Below are 23,799 nucleotides of genomic sequence, written 5' to 3'. Positions count from 1 at the left end.
GTCAGGGCGGGGAGTCCAGGTGACCTTCATGGGGATCCAGGGGTCGCTCTCGATGACTACACCTTCACATGCGGTCGAACCACATACTGAGATCATGAGCTCCCCTATCATTGCCTGGGCAAGGCGTGGATGAGTGCGGGGAGTTGTCCGGGGCTCCGTGGTGCACCAAATTTCAGCTCCCAGCCGTCGACGACCACCATCTTATCAAAAGGCAGCCCACCCCTCCCTGCCTTCTCGACGGCCGTTTGCAGGTTGGTGAGTTGGACCTGAGTGGCCATGTCGAGCTCAAATTGGCCTGCGCCCCGCTTGGCCATTCCGGAGAGGTACTCCGCGATGTGTTCTGATGCGTTGCCATGCACCCAGACCTGGGTATCACCAGCGGTGAGTTCGAACGATCGCGGAAGTTTGGTACCGGGGTAGGTAGGCTGCGTGGCCTTGATTCCGTCCCAGACTGTCCCGGTCGCATTTTTGCCGATCCGTGTTGCCCTGACTATATCCTCGACGCCCTCAACAGCCTCCACCCCGCCCCCGGCCTCGGCACCAAAGGGGGGAATGACCATGGCGACGGCTGCTCCGGCGCCGATGCACTGCCCCCAGGTCGGGTTCTTTATGCATCCCTTGAGGTCGTCGAGGCCGGAGTACTTCCAGAAGATGCGGTTGATGGTGGGGTCGATGGCCGGCATCTCGATGTTGTAGCGGTCCGGAGCAAACTGACACGGAGTCAGTTCCCGGTTCATCGGGATGATGCAGGTCTTCTTCTGCTGTTGTTCACGCTGCTTCTTGCGGAGCTCGGCAGCTTTCTTGCGTTCGGCGTCAAGCTCGGCTTGCCGCTTTGTGATCACGTCCTTCCAGGCTGCGGCGGCAAGCTGGTTGGCTTCCTTTTCGCTCTTGCCCGCCTTCAGGGCAGAGCGGTGGGCATCGTCAGCGTATATACGGGCTTCGTCTGCCGAGTCCCGGGCGTACTGCGCCGAGAAGTCCGAGTCCGCAGCAGATTCTTCGGCGTCGGCGGCGTCGTGATCTGCCGCGTCTGCCGCGCTGCGTGCTGTGCTGGCGGAGTTGGCTGCCTTGGCGGCGGATTTCTCCGCCTGCGTAGCGGACTTGTCGGCTTCCGCGGCGTACTGCTTCGCCTGGGCTGCCGACTTCTGCGCTTCCGAGGCGGCCTTTTGGGCTTCGGTGCTGGCGTTGGCGGCGTCGGCTGCGGCCTTGGCGGCGATCCAGCGGTTTTCCTGGGCCTTGGCGGCGATGATGGCGCCTTGGTCGAGGAGGTTCTGGAGCTGGGCGATGTGGGTGGCGGCGAGCTGGTCCTTGCGTTCGGCCATGTACTGGCCGACCTGGATGAAGGTGTGGAGCTCGTCCGCGGGGCCGGCGAGGGCGATCTTGCCGGCGGCCTGCATCTCCGGGCCACCGCTGGAGATGAGCTGGGAGGCGTTGACCTCTTCGTCCTCGTGCCGTGCCGCGTACTGGCCGGCGTTGATGAACGCGCCCATGGTCTTGGGGTCGTTGGTGGCCAGGGCCTTCTTGCCGGCTTCCTTCACCCCCGGTCCGCCGGCGGAGATGAGCTGGGAGGTGCGGATGCTGTAGTCGTCGATTCCGGCTGTGTACTGGCCGGTGGTGTAGAAGTCGCGGATCTGCTGGTCACTGCCGCCCAGCGCCTTCTGTGCCGCTGTGCGAACCGACGGGAAAGGGCTCTGACCGGCCAAGTCGGCGACGTCCTGGCGGATTTCGTCCTGCTGGGCCTTCTGCCAGCCATTGCGCAGGAAGTCCAGGACGTCGGCGTCGGTACCGGACAGGGCGTTGGCAGCGGCCTCCTGGAGGAAGGGGCCGCGGGTCTTCATCGCCTTGAGAGCCAGTTCACGGCCCTTGGCAGCGGTGGCCTTGGGGTCGGCGTCCGGCTTGGATGCCTCTGCAGCGAGGGTGGTGGCGATGTCGTCCAGGCCCCGGGCGTCATACGCCGCCTGGGCCGAGGCGGCGGTGATCCGTTCCGCCTGCGCCTCGCGGGATCTTGCGACGTCGATGGCGGCGGAGGTACGGGTGGCGAGGTCCTGCGCCTCGGCCTTCCGGGCAATTTTGAAGACCTTGTTGGCGGTGGCTACTGCTGAACTGGCCGCTTCGGCAGCAGATTTGGCGGATGCGGCATTCTTGGCTGCATCGGCGGCTGCCTTCTTGGCCTCGCCGGCGTGCTTGACGGCATCCTCAGCCGCGTCGGCGGCCTTGTCCGCGTGGTCAGCTGCCCGGTTGGCCGCATCCCGCGCCTCGTAGGCGGCTGCAGCCGACTCATTGGCCAGTTCCTCGGCCGAATCGGCGGCGGCGTCGGCCTCCTTCGCATGACGCCGGGTCTCCTCGGCGGCCGCATGTGCCTCGCCGTTGTAGTCCCCGGCCTGCCGCGCATCCTGGTCCGCGGCATCGGCCTGGTCGGCAGCATCGTTGGCATCGGCAGCAGCACCATGGGATGCCTTGGCTGCCGCTGCCGCCGCCTTGGAGGCGTTACCGGCCTGCAAGGCGGCCGAAGCCGACAGCCTGGCGAGCCCCGCAGCCTGACGGGCACTCTTCGCGGAGTTCTTCGCCTCCTCGGCCTTGCCGGCGTCATGCTCCGCGGCTATCGAGTCGTTGTACGCCTTCGCCGCTGCCTCCGCGGCGGCGTTCGCCGCGCTCGCCGTCTGGGCGGCGGCCATGGCAGCCACCCGCGCTGACTCCTGGGCCTCGCTGGCCGCCTCAATGGCCGTCTGCGCCGCATTGGCGGCGGCCAGAGCCGAACTGGCCGCCTGCTTCGCCTTGACCGCGGCGGTCTTGGCATCATCGCGGGCCGCCGCGGTCTGCTCGGCCGCGCGCTTGGCGTCCTGCTTGGCCGCCGCCGCAGCCTCCACCGCCCGCTGCCGGGCAGCCTCGGCGGCCTTGGTGGCCTTCTCCGCCTGCGCACCGAACTGCTGCGCCTGCTCGGTGAGCTGGGCGATGGTGGCGTGTTCCTTGTCGCGGTTGCGTGCCACGAACTGGCCGATGGTGAGGAACTCGACGATGTCCTCGGGCGTGCCCTTGAGGGCGGCCTTGCCGGCCTCCTTCACATTGGTGCCGCCCGCCATGATGATCTGGGAGACCCTGACCTCGTTGTCCTCCCTCCGGGCCGCGTACTGGCCGCTGTTGAGGAAGTCCTCCAAAGCCTTGGGGTCCGTGCTGGCCAGAGCCGTTTTACCGGCCTTCTGGACTCCAGGACCACCAGAAGAGATGATCTGCGAGACCTTGACCTGCTCGTCCTCCCGCAGCGGCGCCTGCCAGCCGTTGCGCAGGAAGGACTGCACGGCGTCAGGGGTGTTGGTGGCCAAGGCCTTCATCGCGGCCTTGCGCACCCCCGGCCCGCCCACACTGATGATGCGGCTGACATCAATGCAATCGTCGTCGAACTGAACGCCGTCCTTCTTGGCGAAGAACTTCTTGACGTCCTCGTCCGCGCCCAGCAGGGCCTGCTCGGCCGCCGCCTTGATACCCGCACCGCCATGCATCCACAGCGCGACGATCTGCGCGCGATCCGACAGCGGGGGCAGGTCATCGTCCGGGTCATCGTCCGCAGCGGCGGGATGGACACCGAGGAGCCCCGGCAGGAGAAGGGCTGAAAGCAGCGCTCCTCCGACACCGCGCAGACCAAGCGTTGGCCCGCAATCTCTCTGTCGGCGTTTGGCCCGGTGTAGCGCTCCACAGCCGGAGCGCGGTAGCCATTTCATGCAGCAAGTTCTTTCTTGGTCCGGAGCCGACTGTGCAGCAGTCGGCGCGCCAGTTGGTGAGGCCGGAGGAGTGTGCCATCGGCGTGGAAATCGTCACGATGCATACAGGCATGCATCGTCAAGTTTTGAACAGCCCCCCGACATGTTGAGCACACAACTACCCATTGGTTTTAATGCAGATGGGTGCGTACTTACGCGTAGCTTACATGTGCTTTACTGACTGCGTTCAAGGGCCATCTTGATCCAACCCACCTACTGGAAGGCGAACATGGCCATCTTCCATGCTCGGAAATCCACTACTGTTGGTATTTTCGCGGCCATTGCCGTTTGTGTCGGATTTGCGACGGTGGCCGTGGCTCAGCCAGCGCCGCAACCCAGGCCGGCTCCTGCACCGGCCTCCGGCTCCGCTGACATGCCGTACGCCGTTGAAACGTTCGCGTACCCCAACGCCGCGCAGATCCTCAAGGACCAGGGCATCACCCTGTACTCGGGTGACGGGCACATCATGCTCACCAACTGCTCCATGGCTCACGACATCACGGTCAAGGCGCGCGACACCAGCAAGGATTTCTGCTTCGCCGTCACCGGCAAGAAGGGCTTTCTCTCCCTCAACCTGCCGGGCGCCTACGGCATGTGGACCCAGGACTATGCCGTCACCGCGACGATCACCTCCCACGGCAAGGACACTGTCGTCAACGCCCCCAAGAACAACTGGACAGGCTTCGGTGAGGGCGACGAGCACGACAAGTCCGCCTCCGTCCTCGTCACACTTCGCGCCAACAGCTGACGCCCGGCCGAAGGCCGGCACGCACCACTCCAGCTCGTGTGCAGCGCATTGACGCACCACACCCTCATCTCACAAGGAAGAACCACACCATGCCTGGCATACGTCCGCGCGCAGCGTGGATGGCAGGAGTCCTCTCGGCCGTCACCGCAGCCGGACTGCTCACCGGGGGACCAGCCAACGCCGTGGTCGGCACGCCCTTGAACGACTCCTACGCCTTCACCGCCCAGCTCGCCCTCGACGGCAAGCGGTCCTGCTCAGGTGCACTCGTCGGGCAGCAGTGGCTCGTGACCGCGGCGAGCTGCTTCGTCGACAATCCCGCACAGGGCATCCAGATCCCGGCCGGCAAGCCCGCGCTCACCACCACCGCCACCATTGGCCGTGTTGACGCCGACCACCAGACCGGCACCACCGGCGAGGTCAAGGACGGCACTGTCGCGCTGTCCGCCAAGTCGGACAACGGAGTCGTTCATGCCTGGCTGAACAACGGCGGCACCGGCCACGGTGGCTGGACCGACTACGGCACATTCGCCACAGGAGTCGGCGAACCGGGGAGCAGGATGCGGATCTGACTCCGCCCTGGCAGGCACTTACTGGCAGCCTGACGCTCTGATTTGATCCACAGAAATCGCACCGCCCTGACCAGTCGGCGCGACTTGTCTTTCCTCTCGCCTGCTGCGAGTCAGGAAAATGAAATATGGGGGGACCCAGTATGCACGTCATCAGACGGAGAGCAATCAATCGCACCCGGAAAGGGGAAAGACAGACTTTAGCCAGGCTCTATGTCCTGGACGGGCTGCGGCTCGTCGCGGCTGTGATGGTGGTCTCTTTCCATCTCATGGCCTACAACGGGACCGGCTGGACCACTTCGGTGGAGCACCACTTCCCGAGCACTCATCTCTTCGCCTACTACGGCTGGCTCGGCGTTCAACTCTTCTTTCTCATCAGCGGCTTTGTCATATGCATGAGCTGCTGGGGAAAGAGCGTCAGCGACTTCGCCTTGTCACGGGTGACGCGGCTGTATCCCGCGTATTGGTTCGCAGTTCTTGCGGCTGCCTTACTGCTGTGGCTGTTCCCCGGTGTGCGGGACGTGCCCAAACTCAGCGATCTGGCCGTCAACTTGACCATGCTCCAGGATCCGGTAGGGGTTGACCGGGTGGACAGCGTCTACTGGTCCTTGTGGGCGGAAGTACGCTTCTACCTTCTCTTCATCATCGTGGCCAGGAAGGGACTGACCTATAAGCGACTGGTGATCTTCTGCCTTGGTTGGGCCGTCGCCGGGCTCTTTGCCGCCAAGTTGGGCAACGGCCTGCTCAGGACCGTCATCATGCCGGAGAACTGCTGGTACTTCATCGCCGGCATTGCGCTCTACCTCATCTACCGGTTTAAGTCGAACGCATTGTTGTGGGCCATCGTCGGTGGTTGTTTCCTGATCGGACAGCATTTCCTGATCACTGCCCACAGGTCGAATCAGTACTACTCGGGACTCAAGGCGCCCCTGTGGCCCGCCCTGGTGCTGCTTGCGCTCATCTTCGCAGTCATGGGAGCAGTCGCTGCCGGATTCACCAACAACATCAGCTGGCGTTGGCTTCCCACCGCAGGTGCTCTGACCTACCCGCTCTACCTTCTCCATGAGGACATCGGCTGGATCTTCATCCGGCATATGGAACACCGGCTCCATCCCTATGTGATCCTGGCCATTCTGCTCATCGCGCTCTCGATTACTTCGTGGCTCGTACACCGCTGGATCGAGCGACCGCTGGGCCGATGGATGCGCCACAAGCTGAAGGCCAGTCTGGAAGAGATCCGGATCTTCAACCATCCGCACAGCTACAACATCGTCGGCCGGCTCTCCGACCTGGAAACGATCCAGCCGCACAACGACCCCACTCCGCGCAAGTGACCTCCCCGGGTTCTCGGACGCCACATCTTCAAACTCAACCCCGACAAGGACGACTTCATATGTCTTCGCGACGTACACGCGCGGCCCTGGCCGCGGGGCTGCTCACTGCCTCCGCTGCGGCGGCCATGATGTCCACCGGCACGGCACACGCTGTGGTGGGTTCCACCGCGAAGGACGGCTCGTACCCCTTCGCTGCCAAGCTCGACATCGATACCGGGAACGGTGGCCTGCGTGGCTGCTCGGCTGCCCTGGTAGGTCCGCAGTGGCTGGTGACCGCCGCCAGCTGCTTCGCCGAAAATCCGGTGCAGAGCACCAAGGTCCCGGCCGGTGCCCCGAAGTTCAGGACTACGGCGACCATTGGGCGTGCCGACCTGACCAGGGACACCGGCACGGTTGTAGATGTCGTGGAACTCGTGCCTCGCGATGACCGCGACCTCGTCCTGGCAAAGCTGGCCAAGCCCGTAACGGGCATTGCGCCCGTCAAGCTCGGAGTCAATGCCCCGCTCATCGGCGAGGACATCTGGGTCGCCGGATTCGGCCGTACCAAGGACGAATGGGTTCCGAACAACTTGCACTATGCGAAGTTCAGCGTCGGCACAGTTCAGGACGGCACGATCGAGCTGGCCGGCAAGTCGGACGATGCCGTCGTCTGCCAGGGCGACACCGGCGGGCCGGCCTTCCGTGACATCGGCGGGAGCTATGAGCTCGTTGCAGTCAACAGCCGCTCCTGGCAAGGGGGCTGTCTCGGCAACGAGAGCGAGAGCCGAAAGGGCGCCGTTGATACCCGAGTCGATGACATTGCGGACTGGGTATCCAAGCGCGTGGCACCCGTGGCCCCCAAGGTCCCCCTCGGTGACTATCGCGTCGACATCAACGGTGACGGCAAGGCCGACTACGTTACCGTCGATGACAACGGTTCTGTGCACGCCTACATCAACAAGGGTGGCGACGGGCATGGCGGCTGGACCGATTACGGGGTGATCGCCACTGGCGCTCCCGGTGGTACCCCGGACCGGGTGCGTTTTGCCGACATCAACGGCGACGGCAAGGCCGACTACCTGGTCGTGGGCGACAACGGCTCCGTACACGCCTGGATCAACAACGGCGGTGACGGCCACGGCGGTTGGAAGGACGCCGGTGTCATCGCCACCGGAATCACCGGCGTCACTCCCGACCAAGTCCGCTTTGCCGACATCAACGGCGACGGCAAGGCCGACTACCTGATCGTCGGGAAGGACGGCTCGATCCACGCCTACATCAACAAGGGTGGTGACGGGCATGGCGGCTGGACCGATTACGGGGTGATCGCCACTGGCGCTCCCGGTGGTACCCCGGACCGGGTGCGCTTTGCCGACATCAACGGCGACGGCAAGGCCGACTACCTGGTCGTGGGCGACAACGGCTCCGTACACGCCTGGATCAACAACGGCGGTGACGGCCACGGCGGTTGGAAGGACGCCGGTCTGATCGCCACCGGGACCGCCGGCGTCACTCCGGACCAGGTCCGCTTTGCCGACATCAACGGCGACGGCAAGGCCGACTACCTGCTTGTCGATGACAAGGGTGCTGTGCGTGCCTTCCTGAACAAGGGCGGTGACGGCCACGGCGGTTGGGCCGATTACGGCAAGATCGCCACCGGGGCGGCAGCCGGGTACAAGGTCCATATGTAACGCAGCTGGTGACATAAATGTGGCCGGGGTCATTGCCCCGGCCACATCGCATTTACGCCAAATCCCTTTACATATGCACCCTGTCGCCCGGTCCCGCGAGGCCGTTGGCTATCTGGCCGCGGTTGGTCCATCCGCCGTGGCCGTCACCCCCGTTGTTGAGCCAGGCGTAGATGGGGCCGTTGTCCTCCACCACCAGGTAGTCGGCCTTGCCGTCGCCGTCGATGTCGGCGAAGCGGACACAGCTGCCGGGGGCACCGGTGCCGGTGGCGATCTGACCGCGGTCGGCCCAGCCGCCGTGGCCATCACCGCCCTTGTTCAGCCAGGCGTGGACTGCACCGTTGTCGTCAACGATGAGGTAGTCGGCCTTGCCGTCACCGTCGATATCGGCGAAACGGACCTTGTTCCCCTGAGCACCCGTGCCGGTGGCTATCTGGCCGTAATCGGTCCAGGTGCTGGTGCCATTGTTCAGCCAGGCGTGGACGGCGCCGCTGTCGTCGAGGACGAGATAGTCGGCCTTGCCGTCGCCGTTGATGTCCGCGAAGCGCACCTTACTGGCAGGTGCCTTTGCCCCGGTGGCGATGCGACCGTAGTTGGTCCATCCGCCGTGTCCGTCTCCGCCGTTGTTGAGCCAGACCTGAATGCCGCCATCGTCATCCAGGACGAGATAGTCGGCCTTGCCGTCGCCGTTGATGTCGGCAAAGCGCACCTTGTCGGCAGGGGCGCCGGTGCCGGTGGCGATCCAACCGTAATTCGGCCAACCGCCGTGGCTGTCACCGCCGTTATTGAGCCAGGCGTGGACGGCGCCCTTCTTGTCCACCGAGAGGAAATCCGCCTTGCCGTCGCCGTTGATGTCGACGTTGTAGTCACCCACGGGCGTCCGATAGGGCGGTGCGGGCTTCACATCGACGTTCGGGTGGATCCAGCCGTCGGTAGCCGCCTGGGACACACCACGGAAGAAGGCGCGAGCCATCTTGACGTAACCGCTGTCACTGGGGTGGAGCCGGTCGGCGAGGTCTGCCGTGGTGACGTCGCCCATGTCAACGTACCCGACGGCACGTCCCTTGTTCCGGCGCTCGGCGACGATTTGCGGCACCGCGAGGTTGAACTTCTCGACCCGCTTTTCCACTTGCGGGTCTTTGGACGGGACCACGGAGGAGACAAGCACCGTGACACCGGGGGCGGCGGTGGTGATCTGGTCAATCAGCCCGCCGAGCCGTTCGGGGGCCGCATCCGGGGCGTAGTTCTGGTCCATGTCATTGGTACCGATGTGGAGGAGCACCACATTGGGGTGGGCGGACGCCAGCCATCTCTCGACATTGTCGGAGAGCTCGTCGATCCGCCAGCCGGGGTGCCCTTCGTGGTCGAGGCCCGGGGACCCCGCCGGCCGCCCCGTACCCACGAAGTGCAGGTCGTCGGTGTGCGAGGCAAGTTGGTCACGAAGTTCGGTGCGGTAGCCGGCTCCGGTGGAGCTGCCGACGCCTCGGGTGATGGAGTCACCCATGGGCATCACCGCCAGCCGCGGCACCTTCCAGTTCGGGTTGTCGGTTACGGAACTCGCCGCGCTTGCGGTGCTGGCACCAGTGGCGGCGGAGATTGTGGTCATCAAGCCCGTCAGCAGGGCTGTCGTCACCGCAGGGGCGAACAGACGCAGGACGGGACCACGGCGATACATAGGTAGAGGCATGCCGGATAAATCTGCCTTGAATAGTGGGAACAATGGAGAAACCGCTCTGAGATGACTAGGGCCTTTCGTTTGGATCATCGTGCTGACCAAAGGAAGATGCCCGCGATGTGAAGTCCGGCCATGTAGATGGTGGCGGTCTTCTCGTAGCGGGTCGCGATCCCTCGCCACTGCTTCAGGCGGTTGATGCACCGTTCGACGGTGTTGCGCAGCCTGTAGGTCTCGCGGTCGAAGGCCGGTGGCCTGCCGCCCCGGCTGCCGCGTCGAAGCCGGTGGCCCCGCTGGTCCGCCGGGACCGGGATGACCGCTCGGATGCCGCGCTTGCGCAGGTGGTCGCGGATCGCGCGGGACGAGTAGGCCCTGTCCGCCAGGACCATGTCCGGCCTGGTGCGCGGACGACCACGTCGTCGGGGAACGCGCAGGCGGGCCATGACGGCGGTGAAGGCAGGTGCATCACCAGCCTGGCCGGCGGTGAGGACGAAGGCGAGGGGCCGGCAGCGGGCATCGGCCGCGAGGTGGATCTTGGTGGTCAGTCCGCCCCGGGACCGACCGATGGCGTGGTCGGCCGGTTCGCCGGCCGGGGCCCCTTTTTGCGGGCTCCGGCCGCGTGCTGGTGAGCACGCACGATCGTGGAGTCCACCGACACGGCCCAGGCCAGGTCCTCATCGGCATCGGCCTGGGCCATCAGCGTGGTGAAAACCCGCTGCCAGGTGCCGTCGAGGGCCCACATCCGCAGCCGGTTGTAGACACCTCTCCAGTTGCCGTACTTCTCCGGCAGGTGGACCCACTGCGTCCCGGTCTGGAACTTGAAGGAGATCGCGTCGATCATTTCCCGGTGATCCCGCCAGCGACCACCACGCTGCGGTGTCCGGTCCGGGAGCAACGGCTCAATCCGCGCCCACTGCGCATCTGTTAACGGCACACCCGGACCAACGACCGACTGATCCAAACGAAACTGCCTAGCGCTTGCCGCCCCCGGATGGCGTGCACTTCCTACTCATCCTCGCCTCGTCGGCCTTGCGCACAGGGGATCCGCCCGACAAAGGGCCAGAGCAATGAGAGGACCTGAGCCCACGAGAGCTACTCGGGTCAGCTTCATGGTTGGATCCATCAACTAAATATTCAACCAGGGCAAATATACACTCAGTTGAGATGCATGTGACCTCAGGGGGAGCATCGCGAGCAGGCCGCTCCTTTCCGTCGCGAGACCGTCGGCAGATGTCTGCGCCCAGCTTTTGCTCACGTCCCGGGTGATGTGACTGCATCAGTCGGCTCGACGGCCGTCACGGGAATCCAGTATTGCCACCTGCAGCCATTTGCCTGTGACTGTCGTCACACTCCCTTGATGTCACACCCCACGGCGCCGCCCCCGTCGTCCAGGTGTGAGGTCCAAGCGACCACACGGCAGCTGACATAGGGAAGGGAGCTGGTTATGAAGGTCATGCTCGTGTGTGCCTCGGTGTCCCACGGCAACACCAAGAGGGTCGCCGACGTTATGGGCCAGGTGCTGGAGGCCCGGGTGGTCGCTCCCGAAGAGGTCGATTTGGCGGAGCTTGCCGGGTGCGACCTGGTGGGGTTCGGGTCGGGGATCTTCACCGGGAAGTTCCATCCTCGGCTGCGGCAGTTCGTCGGGGCGCTGCCGGAGCGGGAATGGGGCAGGGCGTTTGTCTTCGCCACCAGCGGGCTGCCGGAGCTGCCGGTCCGGCCCTTCACCCGTCCCCTGGTGCGGCTTCTTGAGCAGAAGGGCTTCCAGGTGGACGACGCCTTCTCCTGCCGGGGCTGGGACACCTGGCTGCCGTTCAAGCTGGTCGGCGGGATCAGGAAGGACCGGCCCAACGGTGCCGATCTGGTGGCGGCCCGCGCGTTTGCGGAAGGGCTGCGGGCCCGGATCGGTGCGGTTTCCTGACCGGAACGGACGGGCTCGGCCGGCCGCGGCAAGGGAGGAGCACCGCCGCCAAGTCATAGGCCCGGCCCAGGTATCACTGCCATCCGCCCACCCCTGAGCCAACGAGGTAGGGTCACCCGGCACAAGTTCCAAAGATCAACGGGGGCAGGTAGCCGTGGGTGATAACGGCAGCAGTGAGGCGAATCTGCGCATATTCGAGGCCGATCTGAAGGCGTCCGCGCCGACCTTTCATGAGCAGAGCACCGCGCTTCACAATGCGGCCGCAACGCTCAAGAAGGCGCTGGACGACCTGGGTTCGCCCTGGGGTCATGACGATCCGGGGAAGAAGTTCCACGACAGCTATGGGCCCGCCAAGACCTCGATCGACAAAGCGGTCGGCATTCTTGTGCAGGGCCTGGAGAGCATCTCCGAGGCCATGGTCACCATGGGCGAGGGGCACGCCGGCAATGACCACGCCATCGCGGGCGTGTTCAAGAAGGCGACCAAGCCGGCCTCGGACCAGCGGAAGTAGGGGGCCGCGGTGTTCGGTCTCCCCAGCATCAGGGACTGCTGTCACTGGCTCGCCAAGCATATGGGCATGTGGTGGCCCGAGGGCGATCCCCACAAGTGCCGTAAGGCGGCGGACGCTTGGCGTACCTTCGCCGGGGCCGTGGACGATGTGATCAAACCGGTGGACGGCAAGTCGGCCGCGCTGATCCACCACAACAAGGGCGAGGGAATCGACGCCTACGCCAAGTTCTGGCGGCAGTATCACGGCGGGCAGGGCAAGGGCTGGCTGGACGATGTGGCCGAGGCGGCGCGGCACATGGCCAAGGCGCTCGACAAATACGCCGATGCCATCGACCACGCCATCCATCAGATCGAGAAGCGGATCGCGATCGACATCGCCGTGCTGGGCGCCGCGATCGCGCTGGCCATCGCGACCGGCGGCGCCCTGTCCGGGGCCGCCGCGGGTGTGGCCGCCGAGGTGATCTCGCTGGCCGGCGGGATGGGCCTGGTGGTGTCGGAGGCAGCGGCCGAGGTGCTCGGTACGGCCATTGCCTCGGCCGTCTTCGGCGGGGTGGAGTCGGTGGCCGTGGATGCCGCGGTCGCCCAGCCCCTGCAGATCGCCGCGGGGCTGCAGGACCACTTCAGCCTGGATGAGCTCAGCTCCTCGGCGAAGGACGGCATGATCAGCGGCGGGCTGCTCGGCGGTGCGGGGGCCGGGGCGAAGGCCGTTGTGGAGGCGGGGGGTCTGAGGGCCCTGGCGCTCGATGGGCTGATGCCCTCATTGTCCCGGCTGCCGGGTGGTCTGGGTGATCTGGGCGATCTGGGGTCATTGGGCAAGGCCGGCAAGACGAATCTGCTGGAGGTGGAGAAGCCTCCCATGCAGGCCGTCCGGCCCCAGGGGGAGGATGTACCGGCCTCGGCGCGGGACACCGAGTCGCTCACCTGCGACCGGGACCCGATCGATGTCGCCACCGGGGCGATGTTCCTGACGCAGACGGATGTCAGCCTCGCCGGGCGGCTGCCGCTGGTTCTGGGGCGTACCTTTCTGTCCTCGTACCGGGCGGGAGGCTGGTTCGGTCCGACCTGGGCGTCCACGCTGGACGAGCGTCTTCAACTGGACGCCAACGGTGTGGTGTTCGCGGCGGGCGACGGCAAGCTGCTGTGTTATCCGGTGCCATCGGCGGATGGTCCGGTGCTGCCGGAGCATGGGGTGCCGGCGCCATTGACCTGGGACGGCCGCATTGGTGGCGTGATGACCGTCACCGATCCGGCGACCGGGCTGACCCGTACCTTCGCCCGTTCCGCGCACTCCCCCGGCCAGGAGATCGTCGAGCTTCTGCTGGAGTCCATAACGGACCGCAATGGCCATCGCATGGAGATCGAGCGCACTCCGGCCGGTGTCCCGACCGCGATTCAGCACTCCGGTGGCTACCGCATCGCCATTGACACCCAGGGTCCGCGTATCACCGCCCTGCGTCTGCTTCCGGGGGAACGGAGCCGCTATGCACCCGCGGGGGGTACGGATAGCGGTGGGACGGTCCTCGTCCGTTATGGATATGACGAGGCGGGCAACCTCGCGGAGGTCATCAACTCCAGTGGGAAGCCGCTGAGCTTCGAGTATGACGGCCGGGGTCGTATCACCTCCTGGACCGACCGCAATGGCACCTCCTATGCGTATGTCTATGACGAGCGCGGACGTGTGGTGCGTACGGAGGGTTCGGACGGGTTTCTGTCGGGTGTGCTCGCCTATGACGAGCAGGCGCGCACCACCACGGTCACGGACTCGCTGGGCAGGCGGACGGTCTACCAGTACAACTCGGATCGGCAAGTGGTCGCGGTCACAGATCCGTTGGGGCATACCACCCGCACCGAATGGGACGCCACCGGCCGGCACCGGCTGGCCGTCACCGATCCGCTGGGGCGTACCACCCGTTACTCCTATGACGAGTCCGGGAATCTCACCACCGTCACCCTCCCCGATGGGTCAACCAGCCGGGCCGTCTACAACGCCCTCAATCTGCCAGTGGAGGTGACCGAGCCCGGTGGCGCGGTGTGGCGTCACAGCTACGACACGGCGGGCAACCTCCTTTCGACCACCGACCCGACGGGGGCCGAAACCCGTTACGCCTATGACGATTCCGGCCATCCGGTGTCCGTTACGGATGAGCTCGGTAATACGCAGCACATCGGCTGTGACGCGGCGGGGCTGCCGGTTTCCCTCACCGATGCGCTGGGCCATACCTCCGCCATTCGCCGTGACCTCTTCGGCCGCGTGGTGGAGGTCACCAATCCGCTGGGCCACACCACCCGTATGGGCTGGACGACCGAGGGCAAGCCGAAATGGCGTGAACTGCCCGATGGCAGCCGGGAGTCCTGGGTCTGGGACGGGGAGGGGAATCTCCTCTCCCACACCGACTTGGCGGGCAATACCACCGTGCATACGCACACTCATTTTGACCTGCCCGCCTCCCGTACGGATCCCGATGGGGCGGACTATCGGTTCGCGTATGACACGGAGCGGCGGCTGACGTCCGTTACCAACCCCCAAGGGCTGACCTGGTCGTATGAGTACGACCCGGCCGGGCGTCTGGTGGCGGAGACCGACTTCAGCGGTCGTACGGTGTCCTATGAGCGGGACGCGGCCGGGCAGTTGACCGCCCGGGTCAATGGCGCGGGCGAGTCGCTCTCCCTGGTTCGCGATGCGCTGGGCCGGGTTGTCGCCACCCGGGCGGGAGACGGCACGGAGACGACTTTCGGCTATGACGCCTCCGGCCATCTGGTGCGCGCCGCCAATCCGGATGCCGAAGTCCAGTGGGAACGCGATGCGCTGGGCCGGGTGCTGGTCGAGAGCACCAATGGGCGTGCGATGTCCTATGCGTATGACGCGCTGGGGCGTATGACCCGGCGTACCACCCCGGGTGGTGCGGTTTCCCATTGGACCTATGACGCCGCCGACCGCCCTGTGCGGCTGAGGGCGGAGGGCGGTTCGCTGGAATTCGCCTATGACGCGGCGGGGCGGGAGATTGAGCGGCGGGCCGGGGACGCGGTCCGGCTCACCCAGTTCTGGGACGGCCGGAACCGGCTTACGGTGCAGAGTCTGAGCCTGGGCGGGAGCGGGAAGGAACTGCTGCTCCAGCATCGGGCCTATGCCTATCGAGCGGACGATTTCCTGGTCGAGGTCCGTGAACTGACCTCCGGTACGCGGCACTTCTCTCTTGATGAGCTGGGCCGGGTGACGGGGGTGGACGCACATGGCTGGACCGAGTCCTATGCCTATGACGCGGCGGGGAACCTTATCCGGGCCCAGGCTCCCGGTCACCGGGCGCCCGGAGAGCGGGAGTTCGCGAAGGGGACCATCCACCGGGCCGGCCGTACGCGTTATGAGCATGATGCTCAGGGCCGACTGGTGCGTAAGGTTCGTAAGCTGCTCAATGGGCAGCGGCGTGTCTGGGAGTTTTCCTGGAACGCGGAAGACCGCTTGACGGAGGCGGTTACTCCGGAGGGGGAACACTGGCGCTATCTCTATGACCCCTTGGGCCGTCGAATAGCGAAACGGCGCTTGGCGGACGATGGTTCGGTGGCCGAAGAGGTCACTTTTGTCTGGGATGACAGCCGCCTCGCCGAGCAGTGCGTTTCCGGTGACGGGACCACGACCTGGGAGTACGCCCCGGGTACGCACCGGCCGATAGCCCAGACCGAGCGGGATGCGCTCACCGAGCCGGAATCGCGTATTGCGCGGCTGGGTTCGCCACCGCGCTTCCAGGCGGTCTTCACCGATCTGGTGGGCTCGCCCATGGAGTTGGTCTCTCCGGACGGCGAGATCACCTGGCAGCGGCGGACGAGTCATTGGGGCACGCCATTGCCGACTCCGGCCGGGGAGGGTACCGAGGCCGGCTGTCCCTTGCGTTTTCCGGGGCAGTACCACGACCCGGAGACCGGGTTCAACTACAACTACTTCCGGCACTACGATCCGGAGACCGCCCGTTATATCTCGCCCGACCCGCTTGGGCTCGCGCCCGCGCCCAATCCCTTCGCGTATGTGGTCAACGCCCTTGGGTGGATGGATCCGCTGGGCCTGGCGCCGGAGTGTCTGGAGCCTGTACCGGGAAAGGCGACGGTGCATGCGTATCAGGGCCCGGACGGCCCGCATTTCAGCGTTGAGATCGCCAGCGACAGCGGGAAGTATGAGCACGCGCACGCCAATGCGGTGCTGCGGAGTGCGGGCGAGGGCGGGGAGCAGGTGGAATACGAGATCCTCAAGCCGATGCGCTTCAAGGGCATTCCGGAGGGGATGACTTATGTGGGGTCCTCGACAATTGATCTGACCCATGCGGACCATGCCATCGCCTATGCGAAGAAGTCGTTCCGGGGCAGTTCCGGGCAAGGGGTCTACAACTTCAGGGACAACAGCTGTCTGGTGTACTGTTCCCGGGTTATCGAGGCGGGCGGCGGCGATGCGATGCCTAGTCCCACCGATGTCGGTGGACTGTTCAAGTGGTCGAGGAAGGAATTCCGTGGCAGGTAACCGGTTCCAGCCGATGCCGAATACGAGTGAAGTTCTCCAGGTTGTGGTGGAGACCTTGACGCATATGCCCACGCTTGGGCATGCGGGGGACGACCTGCTGGTGCGGCTGCTCGGTGCGGATATGCGCTACAACTGGTGGTACCTCCAGGGGAAGCGGCGCAGCCGCGAGGAGTTCGAGCGGGATCCGCACGCGGCGTTTCTGGACGATATGGATCTGAGCATCGAGTACGCCGAGTTGATCGAGGCGTTCCTGGGCTGCTGGCGTTCCTGGCGGGCGGGAGAGGTGTCCGCGGGGCGGGTCATTGAGGTGCTGAGAGCGACTGTTCTCGATATCGAGGAGAAGTTGCGGAATGTGCCGAATCCGCCTTGGGAGTGAGGGGTCGCGTCTCCGGGTGCGTTTGCACGCGCGGGGTGGGTTGTGGCTGGTCGCGCAGTTCCCCGCGCCCCTGAGGGGGTGCCCGGAGCGGTGGGGCGCCGGGCGCCCCGGATGGGACTGGGGCGGTGGCATGCGCTGCTCGGGGGTGGAAAACCTTTGGGATTGGGGGCGTTGGGGGTAAGGAAATCCGCCACGGTTGAGGTCTCAATGAGTGTGCGGCGGCTCGCCTGCCTGGATTGTGGTGAGGAAGTGGGTCCAGGAGGGGGTGGGGATGGTGAGGGTTGCGCCTTGGGGACGCTTGCTGTCCCGGATGGGTATGGTGTCGGTGCCGGGTATGTTGTCGGCGACTTCGAGGCATTCGGATCCGTTGTTGCTGCTGTAGGTTGACTTGCGCCAATTCATCAATAGCACTCCTTCATTACCGCTCTGATGTAGCGGGACGACTCGTCTGGCGGCAGCGCCTTGGCTGTGATCAGCGCAAACGTATCTCGGGCGTCAGCCACCTGTGGCGGGTCGGCGAGCAACTGGCCGCCGAGGAATCCGTCGACGTGAGCCAGATCCGCTCCCTCATCGAATGAGAGCACACCAAAGGGCGAAAGCACACCGTGAAAGGTCTCCTCGCGGTCGAGAACGACCTGCACTACGTGAGGCGCGGTGTTCGCCAAGTTCAAGAGCTTTTCCAGCTGGGCCCGCATGACGTCCCGCCCGCCGAACGAGCGCCTGAGCACGGACTCTTCCAGGACGATCCACAGCTGTGGCGGGTGCTCGCGGTCGAGGATGTGCTGGCGCGAGATTCGAGCGGCAACCAGCTCTCCTTGGTTACGGGCCCGGCCAGTGGCCATAACTGCCCGAGCGTACGCCTCGGTTTGCGCCAGCCCAGGCACAAGGGTGGTTTGGAACCTTCGGATGATGGCTGCGGCTTGCTCCCACTTCACATACTCGTCGAACCCGTGTGGATATGCACGCTTCAGCACCCAAGTGGCCAACCGCGAGAATCGCCCATGGGCGTACGGAAAAACCCGGTCGCAAGCCTCCGCGAACTCCACCGAGGGGACGCGGACCCCAGCCTCGATCTTGGCCACCAGTGAGTAGCTGCAGCACGCCTCCTTGCCCAGTTCCTCCCTAGGCATGCCCAATCGCTCCCGCTCCAGCCGCACTTCTTCCCCGAAGTGCTCCAGCGGTGACGCCACCCCGTCCCCGACTCCGCCCATGCGCACCTCCCCCAACTCTCCCGCTGGACTCCCTCCAGCGTCCAAGGCAACCCCCTGTTCCAGGCTAGGTGCGGAGCGCGACCCTGGGGGCACGGATCGTGAACGTTGTCACTCACAAGAGGTTGCCTCTATGCCCCCTACCCCCTACGTACCCGCCGTAGGCGAACTCGTCTGGGACGCGGCCCGGAAGTGTGTCGGTGAAGTGATGGACCACCGGTGGTCCCGCTATCAACTGCGGCCGCCGGCGGGCGGTACCGAGTGGCATGCCGCGCCGGAGGACATCCGGCCCGTACCCTCCGCGGCCGGGCGACGGCCCGGGTGCAGTGAGTGCGTGCGCATCAAGGCCGCTTACTACGCGGCCAGTCGGGCCGGGAACCTCGGGGAGGCGAGCGCGCTCACCGAGGCCATGGGGCGGCATCAGCGGATTGCGCACCCTTGACCGGAAACCGGGTTTTGCCTCGAACAGGGGATCCGGTAATATTCCTGCCGCGCCGCTAGCTCAGTTGGTTAGAGCGGCTGACTCTTAATCAGCAGGTCCGGGGTTCGAGTCCCTGGTGGCGCACTGGAATCAGCATCCGAGGCCCGTACCAGTTCAACTGGTGCGGGCCTCGGGTGATTTCACGCCAAGGGCGGCGGTGTGGTCCGGGCCCACGGCCACATCGCTCAGCAGCCAGCCGGCGGGTGAGACCGGATCGGGGCCGCACCCCACATACGTCAGGGACAACGACTCCGCCAGGCCCGCGCCCGTTCCCTTGAGGTAGGCCTCCTTACGGGTCCAGCAGCGGGCGAAGGCGGAGCGGCGCTCGTCCGGGTCGGTGAGCGCGGTCAGTTCGGCGATCTCCCGGGGGTGGAGGGAAGGCAGGATGTCGTCCACGGCCGTGGCCTCCGGGCGTTCCTCGATGTCCACGCCGACCGGGGTGGAGGCGAAGGCGTACAGGGCGAGGTCCCCGGCGTGGGAGAGGTTGAAGTGCAGGGGCGCGCCGGGCACCGCGGGGCGGCCGTGCGGGGCGGAGCACAGGGGGCAGGGTTCGCGGATGAGCTCGACCTTGGCGGGGTCCAGGTCCAGATATGCGCCGAGCAGGCGGCGCAGCCAGAGGTGGGCGGAGAGGTAGCGGGCCCGGTGATGGGGGTGGCGGAAGGCGGTGGCGCGGGCCAGTTCCCGGGCGTCCAGGGCGTGTTCATAGGTCTCGGAGGCATCGGGGGTGTGGTCGGCCGTGCGCAGGAGCCACAGCTGAGGCGGGCCGCCGGGGGTCCAGCGGCCGGGCAGCGGGTGCTCCCCCAGGGTGCGGGGCGTCATGGGCGGAGCTCCAGGGCCGGTACCCCGGGGCCGGCGTCGAAGCCGAAGACCTGGGAGTAGAGGGAGAGTTCGGCGGCCAGGGCGCGGGCCACGGTCTCTGAGCGGCGGAAGCCATGGGCTTCGCCCTCGAAGGTGAGGTAGGCGTGCGGTACGCCGCGCCCGGCGACCTCGGCGAGGAACAGTTCGCTCTGCCGGGGCGGGCAGATGCGGTCGTCCAGGCCCTGGAGGAGCAGGAAGGGTGCGGTGATGCCGTCCGCGCGGTACAGCGGGGAACGTTCGCGGTAGCGGTCGGGGACCTGGGTGAGCGGGCCGATCAGGGATTCCAGATAGTGCGACTCCAGGTCGTGGGTGCCGCCCTGGGCCCAGGTCAGGGCGTCCAGTACGGGATAGAGGATGGTGCCGCAGGCGTAGCGGCGGGTGGTGGCCAGGCTGGCGGCCGTGGTCCAGCCGCCGGCGCTGCCGCCGCGGATGGCCAGCCGGCCGGGGTCGGCGGTGCCCTCGGCGGCCAGGGCCTCGGCGACGGTGGCGCAGTCCTGGACGTCCACCAGGCCCCACTGGTGGCGCAGCCGCTCGCGGTAGGCGCGGCCATAGCCGGCGGAGCCGCCGTAGTCCACGTCCACGATGCCGATGCCGCGGGAGGTGAAGTAGACGGTTTCCAGGTCGAGTACGGCCTCGCAGCGGCCGGTGGGGCCGCCGTGGGCGCGGATGACATAGGGCGGCAACTCGCCTTCGGGACCGCGGAATCCGGGGTTGTGCGGGGGGTAGAGGTGGGCGTGGATGGGGTGGCCGTCGGGGGCGGTGAAGGTGCGGGTGCGGGGCCGCGGGTAGTAGGCGGGGTCCATGGGGTCGGTGTGCGGGTCACCGATCGGGCGGGTGCGGCCGGTGCAGGTGTCCAGTTCCACCACCTCATGGGCGCGGTCCGGGGCGGCGGCGATGCCGATCACCCGGCTGCCGTCCACGGCCAGGGTGGGGGTCCACTCGGTCCAGGGGCCCTCGGCGTCGGCCAGGGTGCCGGTGGCGGGGTCCAGTATGGCCAGGCGCTGGCCGCCCCGGCCGTGCAGGACCGCGATCAGGCCGTCCGGCAGTGGCATCAGCCAGCGCTGCCCCACCTTCCACAGCGGCCCGGCGAACTCCTCTTCCCTGGCACAGAGGTTGACGCTCCGGCCGGTGTCGGGGTCCACCCGGTAGGGGTTCCACCAGCCCGTACGGTCGGAGAGGGCGAGCAGTGAGCCATCGGGGGCCCATTCCACCTGGGCGATGGATTCGCCCGGCCCGCCCATGAGAGTGCGTACTCCGGTGAACGTCCCCTGCTCGTCCAGCTCGGCGGTGAGCAGTTCGGTGCCGTCCCAGGGCATCCGGGGGTGGTCCCAGGCCAGCCAGGCGGCGCAACGGCCGTCCGGGGAGAGCCGGGGGGCGGTGAGGAAGCGGTGGCGGTCGTCGGTGAGTTCGCGGACGGCGGTACGGTCCTCGGCGGCGCTGCCGTCCAGGGGGACGGCGGCCAGTACCCGGCGTACATCGGCGGGGGCGGGGCCGGTGAACTCCTCCAGCAGGCACCAGACTTCGTTGCGGCCGGAGACGGGCAGCGGGTCGGCCCAGCGCAGGCCCGCGCCATGCAGGCCGTGCGGGGTCAGCGGGCGGGGGGCCGGGCCGTCGGGTTCCCAGGCGTAGAGGCGCTGGTCGGCGTAGTGAGTGAAGACCACCAGGGGGCCGGCGCCGGGCCGGGGTACGGCGGTCCAGGGGCGGCCGCCGTATTCGTTGAGGCGGGTGCGGATGTTCCACGGCGCGGGGAGGGCGGGGCGGGTGCTGCCGTCGGGCAGCAGTCGCATCAGGGCCTGCCGCCCCGCCTCGGTGGGGCGGGGCGCGATCCACCAGACCTCCTCGCCCACCGTGCCCACCTGGTCGGGCCGTCCGTCGTGGGCCGCGGCGAGTTCCGCGGTGACGGGCGACGGCCAGCTTCCGTGGGGCGCCGTGGACAGGGTCATCATTCCTCCCGTTCCTCCTTGCCGGACCTGCCTGTTTCGCCGGACATCACCAAGTGGTCCAGGACCCTTACCCCGAAGTGCAGTCCGTCCACCGGGACCCGTTCGTCCACGCCATGGAAGAGGGCCTGGTAGTCGAAGCCGACGGGCAGCCGCAGCGGGGAGAAGCCATAGCAGTCGATGCCCAGGCGGCTGAAGTACTTGGCGTCGGTGCCGCCGGACATACAGAACGGCACCACCCGGGCCTCGGGGTCGAAGCGTTCCAGTGCTGCCCGCATCGCGGCGAACAGCGGTGAGTTGACGGGCACTTGGAGGGGGTCGTCGTGGTTGACGAATTCCCAGTCCACATCGGGACCGGTGAGCCGGTCAAGGGCCGCGAGGAACTCCTCGTCCCCTTCGGGCACGATACGGCCGTCCACCAGCGCGGTGGCGCTGCCGGGGATCACATTGACCTTGTAACCGGCTTGCAGAACGGTGGGGTTGGCGCTGTTGCGCACCACGGCGGCCAGAAGCTTGGACGCGGTGCCCAGCTTGTCCAGCAGGCAGTCCACATCGAAGCCCGGGGCGTCGGGTTCACCCTCCACGCCATAGGCGGCGGCGATCTCGCGGAGCGAGGCGCGTACCGTCGGGCTGAGCCTTACCTGCCAGTCGTGTTCGGCGATCCTGGTGACGGCGGCGGCCAGCCGGGCCACCGCGTTCTGCTTGTTGACCTTGGAGCCATGTCCGGCGGTGCCCCGGGCGGTGAGTCTGACCCAGCCGGAGCCGCGTTCCCCGGCACCCACCGGGTACAGGCGCAGCCCGCCGTCGGCGTGGAAGGTGTACGCGCCGGACTCGCCGATGGCCTCGGTGCAGCCCTTGAACAACTCGGCGTGGGCACTGGCCAGATGGGCGGCGCCGGGGGCGGCGTCGTCCTCCTCGTCGGCGGTGAAGGCCAGCACCACATCGCGTGGCGGCCGTACCCCGGCCCGGGCCCAGGCCCGGACCACGGCCAGCATCATGGCGTCGGTGCCCTTCATATCGATGGCACCGCGCCCCCAGACCATGCCGTCGCGGACCTCCCCGGAGAAGGGGTGCACGCTCCAGTCGGCGGGTTCGGCGGGCACCACATCCAGGTGGCCGTGCATCAGCAGGGCCGGGGCGCCACGGTCGCGGCCGGGGATCCGGGCGACCAGATTGGTGCGTCCGGGGTCCCGTTCCAGCAGCAGCGGCTCCAGCCCGATGTCGGCGAGCTGCCCGGCGATGTACTCGGCGGCCGGGCGCTCCCGGCAGTCGCCGCCGCCCCGGTTGGTGGTGTCGATACGGATGAGGTCGGAGGTGAAGCGCACCGCCTCGTCCAGTGCCCGCCGGTCGATCCGTTCCCCCGTGTCCCCCGTGTCGTCAGCCATACTCTTCCTCCGTCGCGGCCGACACAATGGTCGTCACCGCCTTGAAGCAGCGAATCGCCTCGTACATGGTCGCCATGGTGTACGCGACCCGGCGTTCGCCGGTCTGCTCGACGCCGGGGACGCAGGTCGCGGCCCCGGCCAGGTGCTCGGCGTCGAATTCCAGCTCCATGGTGAACGGCCCGCCGCGCACCGGCTCGTACCGGACCGCCAGCGCGGCCCCGTTCTTGGCCGCGGCCCTGATGTCGGCGGCGGTACGGGCCGGGGTGCGGCAGACGGCCGCGTACCGCGAGATGTAGTCCTTGACCGCGACCGCGGGGGCCCGGGGGGCGTAGCCCTGGGCGTCCTCGCAGGTCCGGTCGTCGCCGGTGACCAGTACCACCGGCACACCGTATTCGGCCGCGACCAGGGAATTGAGCAGCCCCTCGCTGGCCCGCGTGCCGCTCACCCAGACGCCGGTGAGGGAGTTGGCCAGGTAGGTGTGGGCCAGTACCCCTTCGGCGCCGGCCGCCGCGTGGTAGCCGAGGAAGGCGACGCCGTCGATGTCGCCGTGCTGGATGCCCTCCACCATGCTCAGCGTCTTGTGCTTGCCGGTGAGCATCCGGGCCCGCTCGTCGAGCTTCTCCAGCAGGAGGTTGCGCATGCTCCAGTGGGCCTCGTTGACCAGGACGTCATCCGCGCCGCCGTCGAAGAACCCGGCGATGGCCGCGTTCACATCGGAGGTGAACAGATGGCGGCAGCGCTCCCACTGCGGGCTGCCGGGCAGTACGTCGCCGGGCCAGGTGACTCCGGTGGCGCCTTCCATGTCCGCGGAGATCAGGATCTTCACCATGAAGCAGTCCTACCGCAGGGGCGCCGCGGGGGCACGCCTTCCGCCGTGGTT

16 protein-coding genes, 1 tRNA gene and 1 pseudogene are annotated in these 23,799 nt (G+C 66.9%); 9 read left to right on the top strand and 9 right to left on the bottom strand.

Features of this window, described 5'->3' with window-relative positions; all coding sequences use genetic code 11:
• Window positions 1–107: 107 nt before the first annotated feature.
• The gene (locus CV755_RS09855) at window positions 108–3,494 is read right to left on the bottom strand and encodes an ALF repeat-containing protein (RefSeq protein WP_161968646.1); all 3,387 of its coding nucleotides are present in this window, start codon (window positions 3,492–3,494) and stop codon (window positions 108–110) included.
• 631 nt (window positions 3,495–4,125) lie between these two features.
• On the opposite strand from CV755_RS09855, the gene CV755_RS09850 reads away from it, so the two are divergent.
• The 4 genes from CV755_RS09850 to CV755_RS34590 all read left to right on the top strand — a co-directional run bounded on the left by CV755_RS09850 (window position 4,126) and on the right by CV755_RS34590 (window position 8,070).
• Window positions 4,126–4,500, top strand: a complete 375-nt coding sequence (locus CV755_RS09850; protein WP_109279802.1) for a hypothetical protein — start codon at window positions 4,126–4,128, stop codon at window positions 4,498–4,500.
• 89 nt (window positions 4,501–4,589) lie between these two features.
• Window positions 4,590–5,069 carry a trypsin-like serine protease gene (locus tag CV755_RS09845; protein ID WP_109279801.1) on the top strand — a complete coding sequence of 160 codons (480 nt, stop codon included), beginning with the start codon at window positions 4,590–4,592 and terminating at the stop codon, window positions 5,067–5,069.
• A gap of 140 nt (window positions 5,070–5,209) precedes the next feature.
• Window positions 5,210–6,400, top strand: coding sequence for an acyltransferase family protein (locus CV755_RS09840; protein ID WP_109279800.1), 1,191 nt, complete (start codon window positions 5,210–5,212; stop codon window positions 6,398–6,400).
• Between the two features lie 59 nt (window positions 6,401–6,459).
• Window positions 6,460–8,070, top strand: coding sequence for an FG-GAP-like repeat-containing protein (locus CV755_RS34590; RefSeq protein ID WP_161968645.1), 1,611 nt, complete (start codon window positions 6,460–6,462; stop codon window positions 8,068–8,070).
• A 67-nt stretch (window positions 8,071–8,137) separates the two neighbouring features.
• Here CV755_RS34590 and CV755_RS09830 read toward each other — a convergent pair whose 3' ends face one another.
• The gene (locus CV755_RS09830) at window positions 8,138–9,700 is read right to left on the bottom strand and encodes an FG-GAP-like repeat-containing protein (protein WP_161968644.1); all 1,563 of its coding nucleotides are present in this window, start codon (window positions 9,698–9,700) and stop codon (window positions 8,138–8,140) included.
• Between the two features lie 128 nt (window positions 9,701–9,828).
• Window positions 9,829–10,673 (bottom strand): annotated as a pseudogene (locus tag CV755_RS09825) (IS5 family transposase).
• Between the two features lie 510 nt (window positions 10,674–11,183).
• Here CV755_RS09825 and CV755_RS09820 point away from each other — a divergent pair.
• The 4 genes from CV755_RS09820 (at window position 11,184) to CV755_RS09805 (ending at window position 17,047) form a co-directional block, all read left to right on the top strand.
• Window positions 11,184–11,657, top strand: coding sequence for a flavodoxin family protein (locus tag CV755_RS09820; protein WP_109279798.1), 474 nt, complete (start codon window positions 11,184–11,186; stop codon window positions 11,655–11,657).
• Between the two features lie 154 nt (window positions 11,658–11,811).
• Window positions 11,812–12,168, top strand: a complete 357-nt coding sequence (locus tag CV755_RS09815) for a hypothetical protein (protein ID WP_109279797.1) — start codon at window positions 11,812–11,814, stop codon at window positions 12,166–12,168.
• Between the two features lie 9 nt (window positions 12,169–12,177).
• Entirely contained in the window at window positions 12,178–16,671 is a 4,494-nt protein-coding gene (locus tag CV755_RS09810; protein ID WP_479681637.1) for a DUF6531 domain-containing protein, read from the top strand.
• A complete protein-coding gene (locus tag CV755_RS09805; RefSeq protein WP_153068631.1) occupies window positions 16,661–17,047 on the top strand; it encodes a hypothetical protein in 387 nt (128 codons plus the stop codon). Before CV755_RS09810 ends, CV755_RS09805 begins: the two co-directional genes overlap by 11 nt.
• Before the next feature lie 204 nt (window positions 17,048–17,251).
• On the opposite strand, the gene CV755_RS09800 is transcribed toward CV755_RS09805, so the two are convergent.
• Together CV755_RS09800 and CV755_RS09795 are read right to left on the bottom strand one after the other, a co-directional pair.
• Entirely contained in the window at window positions 17,252–17,449 is a 198-nt protein-coding gene (locus CV755_RS09800; RefSeq protein ID WP_109279795.1) for a DUF397 domain-containing protein, read from the bottom strand.
• Window positions 17,449–18,258 (bottom strand): helix-turn-helix domain-containing protein, encoded by an 810-nt coding sequence (locus CV755_RS09795; RefSeq protein ID WP_109279906.1) that lies wholly within the window; start codon window positions 18,256–18,258, stop codon window positions 17,449–17,451. Before CV755_RS09795 ends, CV755_RS09800 begins: the two co-directional genes overlap by 1 nt.
• A 488-nt stretch (window positions 18,259–18,746) precedes the next feature.
• Between CV755_RS09795 and CV755_RS09785 the strand changes: the two genes are divergently transcribed.
• Window positions 18,747–18,820 (top strand) — tRNA-Lys (locus tag CV755_RS09785).
• A 30-nt stretch (window positions 18,821–18,850) separates the two neighbouring features.
• Here CV755_RS09785 and CV755_RS09780 read toward each other — a convergent pair.
• From CV755_RS09780 to CV755_RS09765, 4 genes are read right to left on the bottom strand one after another with little or no spacing between them, the layout of a single operon-like run.
• Window positions 18,851–19,555, bottom strand: a complete 705-nt coding sequence (locus tag CV755_RS09780) for a 4'-phosphopantetheinyl transferase family protein (RefSeq protein ID WP_109279793.1) — start codon at window positions 19,553–19,555, stop codon at window positions 18,851–18,853.
• Window positions 19,552–21,540: a S9 family peptidase gene (locus tag CV755_RS09775; protein WP_422070529.1), complete on the bottom strand. Its 1,989-nt coding sequence runs from the start codon at window positions 21,538–21,540 to the stop codon at window positions 19,552–19,554. The genes CV755_RS09780 and CV755_RS09775 overlap by 4 nt, the downstream gene beginning before the upstream one ends.
• Window positions 21,537–22,919, bottom strand: a complete 1,383-nt coding sequence (locus CV755_RS09770; RefSeq protein ID WP_109279792.1) for a M20/M25/M40 family metallo-hydrolase — start codon at window positions 22,917–22,919, stop codon at window positions 21,537–21,539. Before CV755_RS09770 ends, CV755_RS09775 begins: the two co-directional genes overlap by 4 nt.
• Window positions 22,912–23,745: a M55 family metallopeptidase gene (locus tag CV755_RS09765; protein ID WP_109279904.1), complete on the bottom strand. Its 834-nt coding sequence runs from the start codon at window positions 23,743–23,745 to the stop codon at window positions 22,912–22,914. The genes CV755_RS09770 and CV755_RS09765 overlap by 8 nt, the downstream gene beginning before the upstream one ends.
• Window positions 23,746–23,799: the final 54 nt, after the last annotated feature.

The organism is Streptomyces orinoci (genome assembly GCF_003121295.1).
Classification (GTDB): domain Bacteria; phylum Actinomycetota; class Actinomycetes; order Streptomycetales; family Streptomycetaceae; genus Streptomyces; species Streptomyces orinoci.
Note: the sequence above shows the minus strand (reverse complement) of the source record. Positions and strands in the feature narration are given on the sequence as shown.